18 protein-coding genes are annotated in these 15,440 nt (G+C 64.1%); 12 read left to right on the forward strand and 6 right to left on the reverse strand.

The annotated features are described in order from the left end of the window. The first annotated feature begins 160 nt into the window (after window positions 1-160). Both eno and ftsB read left to right on the forward strand, forming a co-directional pair. Window positions 161-1,444, forward strand: a complete 1,284-nt coding sequence (gene eno / locus LY284_RS02725) for a phosphopyruvate hydratase (RefSeq protein ID WP_014191822.1) — start codon at window positions 161-163, stop codon at window positions 1,442-1,444. 112 nt (window positions 1,445-1,556) lie between these two features. Further along, entirely contained in the window at window positions 1,557-2,015 is a 459-nt protein-coding gene (ftsB, locus tag LY284_RS02730) for a cell division protein FtsB (protein WP_014191821.1), read from the forward strand. A gap of 87 nt (window positions 2,016-2,102) precedes the next feature. On the opposite strand, the gene LY284_RS02735 is transcribed toward ftsB, so the two are convergent. The 3 genes from LY284_RS02735 to LY284_RS02745 form a co-directional block, all read right to left on the reverse strand. Next, on the reverse strand, window positions 2,103-2,453 hold the full coding sequence (locus LY284_RS02735) for a hypothetical protein (protein WP_014191820.1): 351 nt from the start codon (window positions 2,451-2,453) through the stop codon (window positions 2,103-2,105). A 151-nt stretch (window positions 2,454-2,604) separates the two neighbouring features. Beyond that, window positions 2,605-3,555 (reverse strand): Hsp33 family molecular chaperone HslO, encoded by a 951-nt coding sequence (gene hslO, locus LY284_RS02740; RefSeq protein ID WP_014191819.1) that lies wholly within the window; start codon window positions 3,553-3,555, stop codon window positions 2,605-2,607. A gap of 43 nt (window positions 3,556-3,598) precedes the next feature. Continuing rightward, entirely contained in the window at window positions 3,599-4,123 is a 525-nt protein-coding gene (locus LY284_RS02745; RefSeq protein WP_014191818.1) for a gamma carbonic anhydrase family protein, read from the reverse strand. 209 nt (window positions 4,124-4,332) lie between these two features. On the opposite strand from LY284_RS02745, the gene LY284_RS02750 reads away from it, so the two are divergent. The 8 genes from LY284_RS02750 (at window position 4,333) to dapA (ending at window position 11,392) form a co-directional block, all read left to right on the forward strand. Further along, window positions 4,333-5,187, forward strand: coding sequence for a ferritin-like domain-containing protein (locus tag LY284_RS02750; RefSeq protein ID WP_041730512.1), 855 nt, complete (start codon window positions 4,333-4,335; stop codon window positions 5,185-5,187). A gap of 34 nt (window positions 5,188-5,221) precedes the next feature. Next, window positions 5,222-6,106 carry an alpha/beta fold hydrolase gene (locus tag LY284_RS02755; protein WP_041730511.1) on the forward strand — a complete coding sequence of 295 codons (885 nt, stop codon included), beginning with the start codon at window positions 5,222-5,224 and terminating at the stop codon, window positions 6,104-6,106. Between the two features lie 102 nt (window positions 6,107-6,208). After that, a complete protein-coding gene (locus tag LY284_RS02760) occupies window positions 6,209-7,039 on the forward strand; it encodes a 3',5'-nucleoside bisphosphate phosphatase (protein ID WP_014191815.1) in 831 nt (276 codons plus the stop codon). A gap of 142 nt (window positions 7,040-7,181) precedes the next feature. Beyond that, window positions 7,182-7,811 carry an L-threonylcarbamoyladenylate synthase gene (locus LY284_RS02765; protein WP_014191814.1) on the forward strand — a complete coding sequence of 210 codons (630 nt, stop codon included), beginning with the start codon at window positions 7,182-7,184 and terminating at the stop codon, window positions 7,809-7,811. A gap of 131 nt (window positions 7,812-7,942) precedes the next feature. Next, window positions 7,943-8,608, forward strand: coding sequence for a site-2 protease family protein (locus LY284_RS02770; protein WP_014191813.1), 666 nt, complete (start codon window positions 7,943-7,945; stop codon window positions 8,606-8,608). 4 nt (window positions 8,609-8,612) lie between these two features. Beyond that, the gene (locus tag LY284_RS02775) at window positions 8,613-9,815 is read left to right on the forward strand and encodes a tryptophan--tRNA ligase (protein ID WP_014191812.1); all 1,203 of its coding nucleotides are present in this window, start codon (window positions 8,613-8,615) and stop codon (window positions 9,813-9,815) included. Beyond that, window positions 9,815-10,423, forward strand: a complete 609-nt coding sequence (locus tag LY284_RS02780) for a bifunctional 2-polyprenyl-6-hydroxyphenol methylase/3-demethylubiquinol 3-O-methyltransferase UbiG (RefSeq protein ID WP_014191811.1) — start codon at window positions 9,815-9,817, stop codon at window positions 10,421-10,423. The genes LY284_RS02775 and LY284_RS02780 overlap by 1 nt, the downstream gene beginning before the upstream one ends. A 63-nt stretch (window positions 10,424-10,486) precedes the next feature. Next, window positions 10,487-11,392, forward strand: coding sequence for a 4-hydroxy-tetrahydrodipicolinate synthase (dapA, locus tag LY284_RS02785; RefSeq protein WP_014191810.1), 906 nt, complete (start codon window positions 10,487-10,489; stop codon window positions 11,390-11,392). Here dapA and LY284_RS02790 read toward each other — a convergent pair whose 3' ends face one another. Further along, window positions 11,393-11,566 (reverse strand): hypothetical protein, encoded by a 174-nt coding sequence (locus LY284_RS02790; protein WP_175582466.1) that lies wholly within the window; start codon window positions 11,564-11,566, stop codon window positions 11,393-11,395. It abuts the gene before it with no gap. Between LY284_RS02790 and bamC the strand changes: the two genes are divergently transcribed. Next, on the forward strand, window positions 11,565-12,707 hold the full coding sequence (bamC, locus tag LY284_RS02795) for an outer membrane protein assembly factor BamC (protein WP_014191809.1): 1,143 nt from the start codon (window positions 11,565-11,567) through the stop codon (window positions 12,705-12,707). The genes LY284_RS02790 and bamC overlap by 2 nt on opposite strands. A gap of 19 nt (window positions 12,708-12,726) precedes the next feature. Beyond that, a complete protein-coding gene (locus tag LY284_RS02800) occupies window positions 12,727-13,500 on the forward strand; it encodes an MBL fold metallo-hydrolase (protein WP_014191808.1) in 774 nt (257 codons plus the stop codon). A 150-nt stretch (window positions 13,501-13,650) separates the two neighbouring features. Here LY284_RS02800 and LY284_RS02805 read toward each other — a convergent pair whose 3' ends face one another. Then, window positions 13,651-13,905, reverse strand: coding sequence for a hypothetical protein (locus LY284_RS02805; RefSeq protein WP_041731112.1), 255 nt, complete (start codon window positions 13,903-13,905; stop codon window positions 13,651-13,653). A 268-nt stretch (window positions 13,906-14,173) separates the two neighbouring features. Continuing rightward, window positions 14,174-15,412 carry a cupin domain-containing protein gene (locus LY284_RS02810; RefSeq protein WP_041730510.1) on the reverse strand — a complete coding sequence of 413 codons (1,239 nt, stop codon included), beginning with the start codon at window positions 15,410-15,412 and terminating at the stop codon, window positions 14,174-14,176. Between the last annotated feature and the right edge of the window lie 28 nt (window positions 15,413-15,440).

Raw genomic sequence — 15,440 nt, forward strand, 5'->3', positions numbered from 1 at the left:
CCCGAACGACCGCTCTGTGCGCCGGAACTGAACCCGGCGGTCATCGGGAAGGTCTGAGCGAAGCCAGTGAAGCGTGCGCCGAAGGGTGTATCGAAGTGTAAAACCGCGCGGCGCGCTTCGTTGTGACTGACAGAATTCATCGTCATTTCTTGAGGAAACCATGAGTGCTATCGTAGATATCATCGGCCGCGAGATTCTCGATTCGCGAGGCAATCCGACCGTCGAATGCGACGTGTTGCTCGAATCGGGCACGATGGGCCGCGCCGCGGTGCCGTCGGGTGCGTCCACCGGTTCGCGCGAAGCCATCGAACTGCGCGACGACGAAGCCGGCCGCTATAACGGCAAGGGCGTGCTGAAGGCGGTCGAACACATCAACACCGAGATTTCCGAAGCCATCATGGGCCTCGACGCCTCGGAACAGGCTTTCCTCGACAAGACCCTGCTCGAACTCGACGGCACCGACAACAAGTCGCGCCTCGGCGCGAACGCGATGCTCGCCGTTTCGATGGCGGTCGCGAAGGCCGCTGCTGAAGAAGCCGGCCTGCCGCTGTACCGCTACTTCGGCGGCTCCGGCGCGATGCAGCTTCCGGTGCCGATGATGAACATCGTCAACGGCGGCGCGCACGCGAACAACAGCCTGGACATCCAGGAATTCATGATCGTGCCGGTGAGCCAGCCGACGTTCCGCGAAGCGCTGCGCTGCGGCGCGGAAGTGTTCCACGCGCTCAAGAAGATTCTGGCCGAGCGCGGCATGAGCACGGCGGTGGGCGACGAAGGCGGCTTCGCGCCGAACTTCGGCAGCAACGACGAATGCCTGTCGACCATTCTGCAAGCCATCGAGAAGGCCGGCTATCGCGCCGGTGAAGACGTGCTGCTCGCGCTCGACTGCGCGGCGAGCGAGTTCTATCACGACGGCAAGTACCAGCTCGCGGGCGAAGGCCTGCAACTGTCGTCGGCGGAATTCACGGACTATCTCGCGACGCTCGCCGACAAGTTCCCGATCGTCTCCATCGAAGACGGCATGCACGAGTCCGACTGGGAAGGCTGGAAGCTGCTGACGGACAAGCTCGGCAAGAAAATCCAGCTCGTCGGCGACGACCTGTTCGTGACCAACACGCGCATCCTGAAGGAAGGCATCGAGAAGGGCATCGCGAACTCGATCCTCATCAAGATCAACCAGATCGGCACGCTGACGGAAACTTTCGCGGCGATCGAAATGGCCAAGCGCGCGGGCTACACGGCGGTCATCTCGCACCGTTCGGGCGAGACGGAAGATTCGACGATCGCCGATATCGCGGTCGGCCTGAACGCCGGTCAGATCAAGACCGGCTCGCTGTCGCGCAGCGACCGCATCTCGAAGTACAACCAGTTGTTGCGCATCGAGGAAGATCTCGGCGATATCGCGAGCTACCCCGGCAAGTCGGCGTTCTACAACTTGCGCTAAAGCTTTTGCCGCTTTAGTCGATAAAGGACGTTAAGTCATCTTTTGAAGCCCGCGGCCCACGGTTCTCGAAGTCAATCGAGGCCGCCGGGCTGCGCTTATTTCGGCTACGTGAATGCGGCTCGTAACTGTCGTTCTGGTTCTGTTGCTGGTGTTGATCCAGTACCCGCTCTGGTGGGGGCATGGCGGCTGGCTGCGCGTGCACGAATTGCAGCAGCAGCTTGCACAGCAGACGGAGAAGAACACGAATCTGCGCTTGCGCAATGAGCGCGTCCAGGGCGAAGTGCAGGACCTGCAAGGCGGCACCGCTGCCGTGGAAGAGCGTGCGCGCTATGAAATGGGCATGGTGAAGGACAGCGAGGTGTTCGTGCAGTTCGTCTCGCCGAATTCGACCGCGCCCGTCAACTCCGCGAACGTGCCGGGCATGAACGGCTCGACGCGCGGGCAGGTTTCGGCGGCGCCGTTGCGCGTGGTGCCGAATCCCGTGTCGCGTTCGAAGCAGGAGTTGCGCGATCTGGACAAGAAAGCGCAGAAGGAAAAAGCGGAAGCGAAGAAGCAGGGGGCAGGTCAGTAGCCTCCCGGTCTTATCGAACTGCATAAAAAAAATGGCGCGGTCATCGACCGCGCCATTTTTCTTTCCGCCGATGTGTTTCCGGCCCGCTCACCACCAGGTGCCGAATCCGACGCCCGTGCCCCAGTACGGGCCGCCCCAGCCGCCGCTCGAATATCCGCCATACACGGACACCGGCATGGGCGCATAGAACTGCGACATCGTCTTCGCGGCATTGCCCGCGGCGGCGGCCTGTTGCGATTCGTTCAGCGCCTGCTTGTCGATGGCGTTGTAGCGTTCCATCTGCTGTTGCGGCGTGAGCGCTTGCTGGGGCGCGGGCGCGCTGTCGGGCAGACGGCTATAGATCGGCGAAGGGCCGGGCGGATCCATCGCGCAGCTGGCGAGGAGCGCCGCGCCGGCGATGCACGACATGAGATTCCGATTGAGCGTTGCGGTTTTCATTTTGCGACCTCCAGCGGGTCGGACAACTAAACAAAAATCACATCATAACGCGCGGCGGATTTCGCGAGAGACCCGCCGCGGGCGGGCGTGGCGATCGCTCGCCGCGCCCCGGCATCCGCGACAAACGCGATGCCATGTGCCAAAGCCGCGCTCAGTGCCGCTGTCCCGGCGCCGGACTGACTCCTTGTGAGAGCTCTTTTGCGACAAAAAGTTGCGCAACGTCGACGGAGTCGAAGTCGTAGCGCTGGTTGCAGAACTCGCAATGCACCTCGACTTCGCCGCGTTCCGCCAGCACGCTGTCGACTTCCTCGCGGCCGAGCATCTTCAGCATGCCGCCGACTTTCTCGCGCGAGCAGGTGCACTGGAAGCGCGCCGCCGCCGGCTCGAAGTGCTGCACGTTCTCTTGCCAGAAAAGGCGCTTGAAAACGGTCTCCGGTTCTTCCTTCAGCAATTCTTCCGTCGAAAGCGTGCTGCCGAGATGGCAGACGCGCTGCCAGGTGTCGGCGTCGTGCTCGCCGGGATGGGGAACGATGCCGCCATCGCCCGGCAGCTTCTGCAGCAGCATGCCGACGGCGCGATCCGTGTCCGCGGCGAGCCACAGGCGCGTGTCGAGCTGCTCCGAGTGATGCATGTAATGCTCGAGCACTTCGGCCATCGAGGAAAGCGGGCCGTGCTCGCCCGAGAGCGGCACGATGCCCTGATACGGCTGCTGTCCCGGTTTCTTGTCTGCGGGATCGAGGGTGATGACGCAGCGGCCGCGACCGTGACGGTTCAGCAGTTCGGGAAGCGACATCTCGTTTTCGAGCTCGGCTTCCACGCCTTCGGCGAGTTTCGCGGTGGCGCGCAGCGACAGGTTCGAGTTGCACTGCACGACCAGCATCTTCACGGGGCCGTCGCCGTAGATCTGCATGACGAGCGTGCCGTCGAATTTGAGGTTCGCAGACAGCAGCGCGCACGCGGCCATCATCTCGCCGAGCACGTTGCGCACGGCCGGCGGGTAGGCGCGGCGCGCGAGCACTTCCTGCCACGTACTGCGCAACGAAACGATCTCGCCGCGCACGGGCGCCGCGTTGAACATGAATTTCTGCAACTGGTCGTTCACAACTCTTCCTTGGGGTTTGGGGCTCGCTCGTTCTTTCCGGTCTTCAGCCGATGCGCACGAGCTGCGCCTTGTAATATTCGCGCCGGTCGGCATAACTTGCCGTGGCCGCGCGCATGCGGGCGATATCCGCCTCGCCGATTTCCCGGACCGCCTTCGCGGGCGAGCCGAGAATCAGCGTGTTGTCCGGGAACACCTTGCCTTCGGTAACGACGGCGCCCGCGCCAACCAGACAGTTGCGGCCGATCACCGCGCCATTCAAGACCACCGCCTGAATGCCGATCAGCGAGCCTTCCTTGATCGTGCAGCCGTGCAGCATCGCCTGATGGCCGACGGTGACGTCATTTTCGATCGTGAGCGGAAAACCCGGGTCCGCGTGCAGCACCGCGCCTTCCTGCACGTTGCTGCCGCGCCCGACGACGATCGGCTCGTTGTCGCCGCGCAGGACGGCCGCCGGCCAGACGCTCGCGTTTTCCTCGAGCGTCACGCGGCCGATGATGGTCGCGGTATCCGCGAGAAACACGCTTTCGTGGATGGTGGGGGCGTCGTCGCCGAGTTTGTAGATGGCCACATTGTCTCCTGGGCGTGGTGTCGTGGGGATGAGGCGCGGGGCGCGCCGCGCGGCGGCGGCGCTAAAATGCGCGCCTGCCGGTGCGGCGTGGCGGATCTTGCCGCGCGATCGTTGCGCGGATTGCGGCGTTCACCGGGATTACTATTTTAGCTGTTTGCGACATCCGTCCGCCGGACTGCCGCCTTCGACGCCGTTTTCGAGATAGTTCGATGCACGACTCCGCGATTGCCCCAAACCCGAGCCACTGCGCGCGCCTCGCGGCGCTCCACATCCTGCGCGAGCGCGAGCCCGCGGCCAAGGCGGCGCACGCCCGCGCGCTGTGGGACGCGGCGCGGGCGGCGCCTGAGCGCATCGAGCCGGGCGCGGCGTTCGACGAACCGGACGATCTGCCCGGCCGGCCCGCGCGGCCCGAGCTCGTCGAACCGTCGTCGCTCAAGCGCCGCGGCATGCAGTCCGAGGCGGGGCGCGCCGTGCTGCTGCATGCGCTCGCGCATATCGAATTCAACGCGATCAATCTGGCCCTCGATGCCGTCTGGCGCTTTCCCTCCATGCAAGTTGGTTTTTATCTTGACTGGTTGAAAGTGGCCGCCGAGGAAGCGCATCACTTCACGCTGCTCAGCGCGCGGCTCGCCGAGTTCGGCCATGCTTACGGCGATTTCCCCGCGCACGACGGTCTGTGGGAGATGGCGCAGCGCACGCGCGGCGATGTGCTCGCGCGCATGGCGCTCGTGCCGCGCACGCTGGAGGCGCGCGGGCTGGACGCGTCGCCGCCCATTAGAAAGCGTCTCGCGCAGGCGGGCGACCACGCGTCGGCAGCGATTCTCGATGTGATCCTGCGCGACGAAATCGGCCATGTGTTGATCGGCAATCGCTGGTTCCGTCATCTGTGCGACGGCGAGGGTCTCGATCCGCACACGACCTACGAACGCCTCGCCGCGCAATACCACGCGCCGAAGCTGCGCGGGCCGTTCAACTTCGAAGCGCGCCGCGACGCCGGGTTCGACGAAGCCGAACTGCGTGCGCTCGCCGGCCTCGACGACGCGACGCAGAACCGGCCGCTATAATCGAACGATCATCCTTTTTCGCAAAGATCCCATCATGAAAGAATCGCGCTCCGATTTCGTCGACGCGCGCGGCGTGCGTCTGCACGTGCGCCGCTGGGGTTCGCCCGACGCACCGATGCTCGTCATGCTGCACGGCTGGATGGATGTCTCGGCGTCGTTCCAGTTCGTCGTCGATGCGCTCGCGGGCGACTGGCAAGTGCTCGCGCCCGACGCGCGCGGTTTCGGCCTGTCGGACTGGCCGGTCGCGCAACACGGCGGCGGTCACTATTACTTTCCCGACTATCTCGCCGATCTCGACCTGCTGCTCGATCACTACACGCCGGGCGCGCCAGCGAATCTCGTCGGGCACAGCATGGGCGCGAACGTGTGCCTGCTGTACGCGGGCGTGCGGCCCGGGCGCGTGCGCCGCGTGGTCGATCTCGAAGGCTTTGGTCTGCCGGCGGCGTGCGCCTCGCAGGCGCCGGGGCGTCTCACGCAATGGCTCGACGATCTGCGCGTGCCGCCCGCGCTACGCAGCTACGCGAGCCTCGACGAAGTCGCGGACCGGCTCATCCGCACGAATCCGCGTCTGCCGTTGGCACGCGCGCGCTATCTCGCGCAGCACTGGTCGCGCGAGGAAGCGGACGGGCGCTTTCATCTGCTCGCCGATCCGGCGCACAAGTTGCGGGGACCGACGTTGTATCGGCTGGATGAAGTGAGCGCGGCCTGGACGCGCGTCGCCGCGCCGGTGCTGCACGTCGAGGCAAAGGATTCGCCGACGCTCGCGGGCTTCGCGGGCGACACGCCCGTCGCCGAGTTCAAGACGCGCTTCGCCGCGTTTCCCGACTGGCGCGAGGAAATCGTCGATGAAGCCGGCCACATGATTCATCACGATCAGCCGGAACGCGTCGCCGCGCTGATCGAAGCGTTTTGCGCATGAACGGCATGGAACCGCACGGAACGCGGCAACGGCATAACCGGCGGGTCTGCCGTCGCATGAGGCCGTTACAGTTAGAATGTCATTGAAACTCACGAGTCCACGATGAACGCCGATCTGCATTGCCATTCCACCGTATCCGACGGCCAGTTTGCGCCCGCCGAGGTCGCGGCGCGCGCGCATGCGAACGGCGTGACGCTGTGGTCGCTGACCGATCACGATCAGCTCGGCGGGCAAGAGGAAGCGAAGAAGGCGGCCGAGGCGCTGGGCATGGGCTATTTGCCGGGCGTCGAGATTTCGGTGACGTGGGCGTCGCGCACGGTGCATATCGTCGGCATGAACGTCGATCCGGCCAATGAAGCGCTGCTGTGCGGGCTCGAAGCCACGCGCAACGGGCGCGCGGCGCGGGGCGTGGCGATCGGCGAAGCGCTCGATGCGGTCGGCATTCCGAACTGCTACGAAGGCGCGCTGCGCTACACGGACGATCCCGACATGATCTCGCGCACGCATTTCGCGCGCTATCTGGTCGAAGCGGGCTACGCGCAATCGACCTCGGAAGTGTTCGCGCGCTATCTCGGCGACGGCAAGCCGGGCTTCGTCGGGCATCGCTGGGCGAAGCTCGCGGACGCGATCGGGTGGATCAGGGGAGCGGGCGGCGAGCCGATCATCGCGCATCCGGGCCGCTACGACTACACGCCGGTCGAATTCGCCGCGCTCTTCGACGAATTCATCCAGCTCGGCGGCCATGCGATCGAAGTCGTGACGGGCAGCCACACGCCCGACCAGTACCGCGAGTACGCCGATGTCGCGCGCCGCTACGGCTTCGAGGCCTCGCGCGGTTCGGATTTCCACGGCGCGGGCGAGGGGCGCGTCGATCTCGGCCGGCTTCCGCCGCTGCCCGACGATCTCACGCCCGTCTGGGAACGCTGGGTTTAGCATCCCTGCGCGCATTCTTGCCGCGCGCACGGTCTTTGCATCAACGGTATTTCCGCACGCAACACCGGGAAGGCGCGTCACTGCGCGCGGTCCGCGCCGCGCGCCGCCTTTTCGATAACGATCGAAACAAGAAGGCGTCGCCATGTCTCAATTCTTTCGCATTCATCCGGACAATCCGCAGCCGCGGCTCATCAATCAGGCCGTGGAAATCATTCGCGGCGGCGGGCTCGTCGCGCTGCCGACCGATTCGAGCTACGCGCTCGCCTGCCATCTCGACGACAAGGACGCGGCCGAGCGATTGCGGCGCATCCGCGGCATCGACGACAAGCAACTGCTCTCGCTGCTCGTGCGCGATCTCTCCGAGCTGTCCAATTTCGCGATGGTCGACAATCAGCAATACCGGCTGATCAAGTCGGTGACGCCGGGGCCGTACGTGTTCGTCCTGCAGGCGACGAAGGAAGTGCCGCGGCGGCTCTCGCATCCGTCGCGCAAGACGATCGGGTTGCGCGTGCCGGATCACCGGATCACGCTCGATCTGCTGGAGGCGCTCGGCGAACCGTTGCTCGCAACGACGCTGATCCTGCCGCCCGACACCGAGCCGATCAACGATCCCGACGAAATTCGCGAGCGGCTGGAGAAGCAGATCGAACTCGTGATCGATTCGGGCGCGTGTCCGGCGGAGCCGTCGACCGTCATCGATCTTTCTTCGGGGGAGCCAGTGCTCGTGCGCGCGGGGAGAGGCAGTCTCGAACCGTTCGGGCTCACGGCGTAAGCGCCGCGCAGTGACGCACACGGGCGTAAGTCCCGATTAAGTGTTCCGGCACATCATGGGGCGAAAATGTGCGCGTGTGGCGCCGCCGCGCGCGCCTGTCCAGCCCTGCCTGCTTGATACAATACCGCCCTATGGATCCTTCCCTGATACAAACCATCGCGGTCTACGCGCTCCCGGTGATCTTCGCGATCACGCTGCACGAGGCCGCGCATGGCTATGCCGCGCGACTGCTCGGCGACAACACGGCCTACGTTCTGGGCCGCGTTTCCATGAATCCGATGCGCCACATCGACCCGATCGGCACAATCGTGATTCCCATCGTGCTCTATTTCGTGACGAGCGGCGCGTTCATGTTCGGCTACGCGAAGCCCGTGCCGGTGGCGTTCGGCAATCTGCGCAATCCGCGCTGGGGCAGCCTGTGGGTCGCCGCGGCCGGTCCCGGCAGCAATTTCGTGCAGGCGATCGTCTGGGGCGTGATCGCGGTGATGCTCGCGGCCTTTCACGTCGACGAGCAGTTCCTCACGCGCATGGCGGCCGCCGGCGTCGGCGTGAATCTCGTGCTCGGCGTGCTGAATCTGTTTCCGCTGCCGCCGCTCGACGGCGGCCGCGTCGTCATGGCGCTTTTGCCGGTGCGCGCGTCGATCGCGTTTTCGAAGCTCGAACCGTACGGTTTCTTCATCGTGATGGCGCTCGTCGTCACGGGTGTGCTGACGCGCTTCTGGCTCGGGCCGCTCGTGAACGTCGGCTATACGGCGGTGTCGGCCATCCTGAATCCCCTCGCATCACTCTTTCCATAACATCATGTTCCCTGACCGTATCTTCTCCGGCATGCGGCCCACCGGGTCGCTGCACCTCGGCCACTACCACGGCGTGCTGAAAAACTGGGTGCGGCTGCAGTCCGAGTACCCGTGCTTCTTCGCGGTGGTCGACTGGCACGCGCTCACGACGCACTACGAGACGCCCGAGGTCATCGAGAAAAACGTCTGGGAGGTGCTCATCGACTGGCTGGCGTCGGGCATCGATCCGGCGCAGGCGACGCTCTTCATCCAGAGCCGCGTGCCCGAGCACGCCGAACTTTCGCTGCTGCTCGGCATGGGCACGCCGCTCGGCTGGCTCGAACGCGTGCCGACCTACAAGGAGCAGATCGAGAAGCTGAAGGAGAAGGATCTCTCCACCTACGGCTTTCTCGGCTATCCGGTGCTGATGGCGGCGGACATTCTGCTGTACCGCGCGTCGCTCGTGCCGGTCGGCGAGGATCAGGTGCCGCACGTCGAAATGACGCGCGAAATCGCGCGCCGCTTCAACTATCTCTACGGACGCGAGCCGGACTTCGAGGAAAAGGCCATGGACGCCGCCAAGAAGCTCGGCGGCAAGCGCGCGAAGCTGTACCACGAGCTGCGCGTCGCGTATCAGCAGGAAGGCGACGACGAAGCGCTCGAACAGGCGCGCGCGATGCTGCAGGAATCGCAAAGCCTGTCGATGAACGATCGCGAGCGACTCTTCGGCTATCTGGAAGGCTCGCGCAAGATCATTCTGGTCGAGCCGCAGGTCTTGCTGACGGAGGCGTCGCGCATGCCGGGCCTCGACGGCCAGAAGATGTCGAAGTCCTACGGCAACACCATCGGGCTGCGCGAGGATGCCGCGACCATCGAGCAGAAAGTCCGCAAGATGCCGACGGACCCCGCGCGCGTGCGCCGCACCGATCCGGGCGATCCGGACAAGTGCCCGGTGTGGAAGCTGCACGAGGTCTACACCGACGAAGAGACGCACAAATGGGTGCAGAAGGGCTGCCGCAGCGCGGGCATCGGCTGTCTGGAATGCAAGCAGCCGGTGATCGAAGGCATCCTGCGCGAGCAGCAGCCCATGCTGGAGCGCGCGCAGAAGTACATGGACGATCCGTCGCTGCTGCGCGCGATCGTCGCGGACGGTTGCGACAAGGCCCGTAAATTCGCCACGGAAACGATGCGCGACGTGCGCGAGGCCATGGGCCTGTCCTACAACTGATGGAAGGCGCGCCGAGCGGTTGGGTCACGCGCTGGGCGCATCTCGTTGCGCCCGGCGGCACCGTGCTCGATGTCGCCGCGGGCAGCGGGCGGCATGCGCGCTGGTTCGCATCGCGCGGAATGAGCGTGCTCGCGATCGACCGCGACGCCGAGGCGCTGGCTTCGATGCACGCATGCGCGGGCGTCGAAACGCTGACGGCGGATATCGAAGGCGCGCCCTGGGCGATTCCGGCGCACCGCATGTTCGACGCGGTGGTCGTCACGAACTACCTGCATCGGCCGCTCTTCGGGCATCTGATCGATGCGCTCGCGCCCGGCGGCGTGCTGATTTACGAAACCTTCGCGGCGGGTAACGGCAGCATCGGCAAGCCGTCGAATCCCGCGTTTCTGCTGCAACCCGGCGAACTGCTCGACGCCGTGCGCGGGCGGTTGCGCGTGGTCGCCTACGAAGACGGATTCGTCGACAACCCGCGTGCTGCCTACGTGCAGCGAATCTGCGCGGTTCGCGAACGGCAGGCAGCGGATGCGTTGGCGCAAACCGCGCTCGCCCCGGAAGACACAACCGGTAACACACCCCCGGGTCCGCCACGTTACGCGTTGTCCGGCTAATCCGCTACAATCGCGTAATATCGCTTTTCGCGATTAAATTTTCGATTAAATTCATAGAGTTTCATGACAAACGGAACACACGGCGGCATCCAGATCCGCGGCAGCATTCCTGCCATCGTCACACCGATGCACGAGGACGGTAGTCTCGATCTGCCGGCGTTTCGAAAACTGGTCGACTGGCACGTCGAACAGGGCTCGAACGGTCTCGTCGTCGTGGGCACGAGCGGCGAATCGGCCACTCTGTCGGTCGAAGAGCACATCCTGATGATTCAGACGGCCGTCGAGCATGCGGCGAAGCGCTTTCCGATCATCGCGGGCGCGGGCGGCAATTCGACCGCGGAAGCGATCGAACTCTCGAAGCACGCGAAAAAGGTCGGCGCCGACGCCACGCTGCAAGTGGTTCCGTATTACAACAAGCCGACGCAGGAAGGCATGTATCGCCACTTCAAGGCGATCGCCGAAGCCGTCGATCTGCCGGTCATCCTCTACAACGTGCCGGGCCGCACCGTTGCCGACATGAGCAACGAGACCATTCTGCGTCTCGCGCAAGTGCCGGGCATCATCGGCGTGAAGGAAGCAACGGGCAACATCGACCGCGCGGCGCATCTGATCAAGCACGCGCCGGCGCAGTTCAGCATTTTCAGCGGCGACGATCCCACGGCCATCGCGCTGATGCTGCTCGGCGGACACGGCAACATTTCGGTGACCGCGAACGTCGCGCCGAAGGAAATGAGCCAGCTTTGCCGCGCCGCGCTGGAAGGCGACGCCATCACCGCGCGCCGTATCCATCTGAAACTGCTGTCGCTGCACAAGCAACTCTTCTGCGAATCGAATCCGATTCCGGCCAAGTGGGCGCTTGCCGAACTGGGCCGCATGGAAGGCGGCATCCGTCTGCCGCTCACGCCGCTCGACGCGCGCTATCACGACGTCGTGCGTGACGCGTTGCGCGAATCCGGACTGCTCGGCTGATCACGCGAGGCGGCGCGCCAAGCCACAAAGAATCGAAATCCCGCGCCGCCGCCAGTGATCGAAATGAACCACGCCTTCAGTCATCAACCGCCGCTCATTGGACTCGTCGACCTGCCTGGCTAGGGCGGAATCGGCGCGAAGCAATGCGTCATCAGCAGCAAAGAAGGACCTCATGAAACGTTCCGCTTTTCTTACTCAAGCCAAACGCCTGAGCGTGCTGTCGCTGGGCGCCAGCGCGCTGTTCGCGCTCGCGGGTTGCGACACGCTCAACGACTGGCTCGCGCCGGATCGCGTCAACTACAAGGCCGCCGAAACCGCGCCGTCACTCAGCGTGCCGTCCGATCTGAGCACGGCCGACATCAGCCAGCGCTATGCCGCGCCGCCCAAGGTCAACGCGCTCGGCGGCGCAGCCGAACGCGCGGTCACGCCCGCAGGCAATGCAACGCTCGGCGTGCCGACGGCGCAAGACCCGTACGGCATGCACGTCGAGAAGGACGGCGACCGCCAGTGGCTCGTGGTCGACGGCCGCTCGCCCGATCAGATCTGGGGTCCGCTCAAGGAGTTCTGGGAAGAGAACGGCTTCACGCTCAAGACCGATTCGGCGCAAAACGGCATCATGGCGACCGACTGGGCCGAAAACCGCGCGAACATTCCGAGCGACTGGTTCAGGAACAGCGTGGGCAAGCTGCTGGATTTCGCGTATTCGTCGGGCACGCGCGACATGTTCCGCACGCAGGTGGACCGCGCATCGGACGGCTCGACCGACATTTCCATCACGCACAGCGCAATGGAAGAAGTGCTGACGGGGCAGGACAAGACGTCCTCGCGCTGGGAAGCGCGTCCGCGCAATCCGGCGCTCGAATCCGCGGTGCTCGGCAAGCTGATGCAGAAATTCGGCCTGACCGAAGCCCAGTCGAAGAAGCTGATCGCCGAGGCGCGTCCGGCCGGTGCGAAGGTGGCGGTGGACCCGGGCGCGAACGGCTCCACGCTCGATCTCGCCGAGCCGTTCGATCGCGCCTGGCTGCGCGTCGGCCTCGCGCTCGATCGCACGAACTTCACGGTCGACAATCGCGATCGCGAGAAGGGCATCTACTACGTGCACTTCTCCGATTCGATGGCCGAGCTGAAGAAGGAAGGCATCTTCGGCAAGATGTTCTCGAGCAACACGCCGAAGCCCACGCGCCAGTTCTTGGTCAACGTGAAGCCGAAGGCGGATTCGGTGACGCAAGTCGGCGTCGTCGATGCGAACGGCCAGCCGGATACCTCGTCCGATGCGCAGCGTATCGTCTCCCTGCTGCACGCGCAGTTGAACTAAACGACATGCCGACGACATCGTGAGATTCGCCAGTCTCGGCAGCGGCAGCGAGGGCAATGCATTGCTCGTCGAGGCATCGAGCGGCACGACCACCACGCGCGTGCTGCTCGATTGCGGTTTCTCCGGCAAGGAAGTCGCGCGCCGTCTCGAGCGCCTGAACTGCCGCGTGGAAGATCTCGACGCCATCGTCATCACGCACGAGCATTCGGACCATATCGGCAGCGCGCTGACGCTCGCGCGCAAATGGTCCATTCCGCTGCATATGAGCTGGGGCACGGCGCGCGCGATCGGCGCCGATGAAGCCGGCGTCGAATTGAACGTGTTATGGGGCGACGAGAGCGTCGCTATCGGCGATCTGAGCGTGCTGCCCTATACCGTCCCTCACGACGCCCGCGAGCCGCTGCAATACGTCTTCTCCGACGGCGCGTGCCGCCTCGGCGTTCTGACGGACGTCGGCGTTTCGACGCCGCACATCACGAACGTGCTGAGCGGCTGTGACGCGCTCGTGCTCGAATCCAATCACGATGTCGAGATGCTCGCCGCGAGCCGCTATCCGCCCATGCTCAAGGCGCGCATCGGCGGGAATCACGGACACCTGAACAACGAAGCGGCGGCGGCCATACTCGCATCGCTCGATCGTTCGAGGCTGCGTCATCTCGTGGCCGCTCATCTCAGCCAGCAAAACAATCTGCCGCATCTCGCGCAGGCGGCACTCGCGGCGGTGCTGGACGCGTCGGCCGTCGATGTGGTGGTGGCGACGCAAGCCGAAGGGTTCGACTGGCTCGCGCTCTAGACACTTCTCCGGGCGCACCGTGCGGCGCAGGAAACCCGCAGAAGAACTGATAAAAAGCAGATACGAAAAAACCGGCCCAAGAGCCGGTTTTTTCGTTGACGGGCCGCATTGAGCGGCCTGTCGCATGACGGCGCAAAGCGCCGGCAAGCCTTACTGGCTTGCGCCCGATGCCGGGGCAGCAGCCGAAGCAGCAGCGTCCGAAGCCGCGCCAGCAGCCGAAGCTGCGTCGCTTGCAGCGGCCGAAGCGCTCGATGCAGCAGCGTTTGCGTCCGAAGCAGCAGCAGCCGGAGCCGAAGCTGCCGGGGCTTCGCTTGCAGCGCTCGGAGCAGCCGTTTCGCTAGACTTGTTGCATGCAGCCAGAGCAACAGCAGCCAACAGGGATGCTACGAGGAGGGATTTCTTCATGATCACGTCCTTTTATGGTTAAAGGTAAGCAACAGCGCAAAGTACCGGTAATGTGTGCTCCAACACCGACCTGGGCCGCTGTGGAGACTCACAATTCATTTTTGTGTGAGACTTCCTACGGCTTGGCCGGAAATTATAGGCACTTTCGCAACGACCGTCGATAAATCAGGGGCCGATACGTTGTCTTTCTCATACAAACTTTCATATTGCGGAACAGCAAAATTTAAGCATCCGCAGCCGTCCGGTAAGTCTCGTTAAGGCAAGCCTGTCAAGGTAAAGCGCCCATCCGAATCCAGCCCGCACGATACCATTCGTGCAGCAGCCCTGTCATTGACGATTCGTCTGTAAGTGTTACAAAGCGTTTCGCTTCCAGACGCCGTGTATCGGCCAATTCCGGGAGCCACTTTTTCAGCTTCGAAGACAGCGCTGCGGCTTCTCCATTTACGAAAAATGACCTTGCGTCATAGAGCAAAATAGTCTTTCTATCCAGTTCGATGCCTGTTTTTTTGGCTCGCTCTACAAACTTTTGCTCATTCAACGCGCGTTCGGGCGAATCGAATACGACATTCGCTTTCGGCTCGCTCAAATAGGTGCCTAAAAATTCGACGATGTCTTTTTCGCTCCAGTCGACGTTCGCAAGGATCGCGCCAACGCGTTCGATGAGAAGCGCCGGCAGCGCCGCCGGATTCGCCACGGGCTCCTGGCCCGGATCGCGATAGCGTGCGTTCGCGCGGGCGCTGTCAGGCGCATCGCCCGTGCGCTCGGCGAGGTGATAGAGGAACTGCGCCGTCAGTTCGTGCGCGGACGGCGCGCGAAAGCCGATCGACGCCGTCATGCATTCGCCCTCGGCGATGCCGTCGTGCGCGATGTGCGGCGGCAGATACAGCATGTCGCCGGGCTCCAGCACCCACTCCTGCTCCGGCTCGAAGTGCTGTAAAACTTTCAACGGCAATCCGGGTTTTAGCGAGAGATCGCGCTGCGCGCCGATACGCCAGCGGCGCTTGCCATGAACCTGAAGCAGAAACACGTCATAAGAGTCGAAGTGCGGTCCCACACCGCCACCGTCGGTCGCGTAGGAGATCATCAGATCGTCGAGGCGCGCGTCCGGAATGAAGCGAAACGGGTTCATCAGCGCGTGCGCGCGATCGTCGTGCAGGTTCACGCCTTGCACGAGCAGCGTCCATTCGCGTTTTCTGACCGAAGGCAGTTCGTCGGGCGCGAAGGGGCCGTGCTCGAGATTCCACGTCTTGCGAAAATGCGTGATGAGACGGCTCTCGACGTCTTCGAGATCGGCGAGTTCGAACAGTTCGTCACGCGCGAGCGGCGCGGCGATATCGGGAAAAGCCTGGCGAATCAGCAGCGGTTTTTTCTGCCAGTAACGCCGCATGAACTGTCGCGGCGTGCGGTTGCCCAACAAGGGCGTGAGTTCGTCCGGCAAAGGCGCGCGAGCATGCGAGCAAAGGCCGGAAACGGGGTTCGAGGGTGCGTGGTGGGGCCGCTTCGGCATCGTATAATCGAGGCTTGTATCTTGGAGG

The organism is Caballeronia sp. PC1, assembly GCF_021353155.1.
GTDB classification, from domain to species: domain Bacteria; phylum Pseudomonadota; class Gammaproteobacteria; order Burkholderiales; family Burkholderiaceae; genus Caballeronia; species Caballeronia cordobensis.

Coding starts and splice junctions, on each gene's coding strand:
- eno (WP_014191822.1), top strand. CDS start 161: ATGAGTGCTATCGTAGATATCATCGGCCGCGAGATTCTCGATTCGCGA.
- ftsB (WP_014191821.1), top strand. CDS start 1,557: ATGCGGCTCGTAACTGTCGTTCTGGTTCTGTTGCTGGTGTTGATCCAG.
- LY284_RS02735 (WP_014191820.1), bottom strand. CDS start 2,453: ATGAAAACCGCAACGCTCAATCGGAATCTCATGTCGTGCATCGCCGGC.
- LY284_RS02750 (WP_041730512.1), top strand. CDS start 4,333: ATGCACGACTCCGCGATTGCCCCAAACCCGAGCCACTGCGCGCGCCTC.
- LY284_RS02755 (WP_041730511.1), top strand. CDS start 5,222: ATGAAAGAATCGCGCTCCGATTTCGTCGACGCGCGCGGCGTGCGTCTG.
- LY284_RS02760 (WP_014191815.1), top strand. CDS start 6,209: ATGAACGCCGATCTGCATTGCCATTCCACCGTATCCGACGGCCAGTTT.
- LY284_RS02765 (WP_014191814.1), top strand. CDS start 7,182: ATGTCTCAATTCTTTCGCATTCATCCGGACAATCCGCAGCCGCGGCTC.
- LY284_RS02770 (WP_014191813.1), top strand. CDS start 7,943: ATGGATCCTTCCCTGATACAAACCATCGCGGTCTACGCGCTCCCGGTG.
- LY284_RS02775 (WP_014191812.1), top strand. CDS start 8,613: ATGTTCCCTGACCGTATCTTCTCCGGCATGCGGCCCACCGGGTCGCTG.
- LY284_RS02780 (WP_014191811.1), top strand. CDS start 9,815: ATGGAAGGCGCGCCGAGCGGTTGGGTCACGCGCTGGGCGCATCTCGTT.
- dapA (WP_014191810.1), top strand. CDS start 10,487: ATGACAAACGGAACACACGGCGGCATCCAGATCCGCGGCAGCATTCCT.
- bamC (WP_014191809.1), top strand. CDS start 11,565: ATGAAACGTTCCGCTTTTCTTACTCAAGCCAAACGCCTGAGCGTGCTG.
- LY284_RS02790 (WP_175582466.1), bottom strand. CDS start 11,566: ATGAGGTCCTTCTTTGCTGCTGATGACGCATTGCTTCGCGCCGATTCC.
- LY284_RS02805 (WP_041731112.1), bottom strand. CDS start 13,905: ATGAAGAAATCCCTCCTCGTAGCATCCCTGTTGGCTGCTGTTGCTCTG.
- LY284_RS02810 (WP_041730510.1), bottom strand. CDS start 15,412: ATGCCGAAGCGGCCCCACCACGCACCCTCGAACCCCGTTTCCGGCCTT.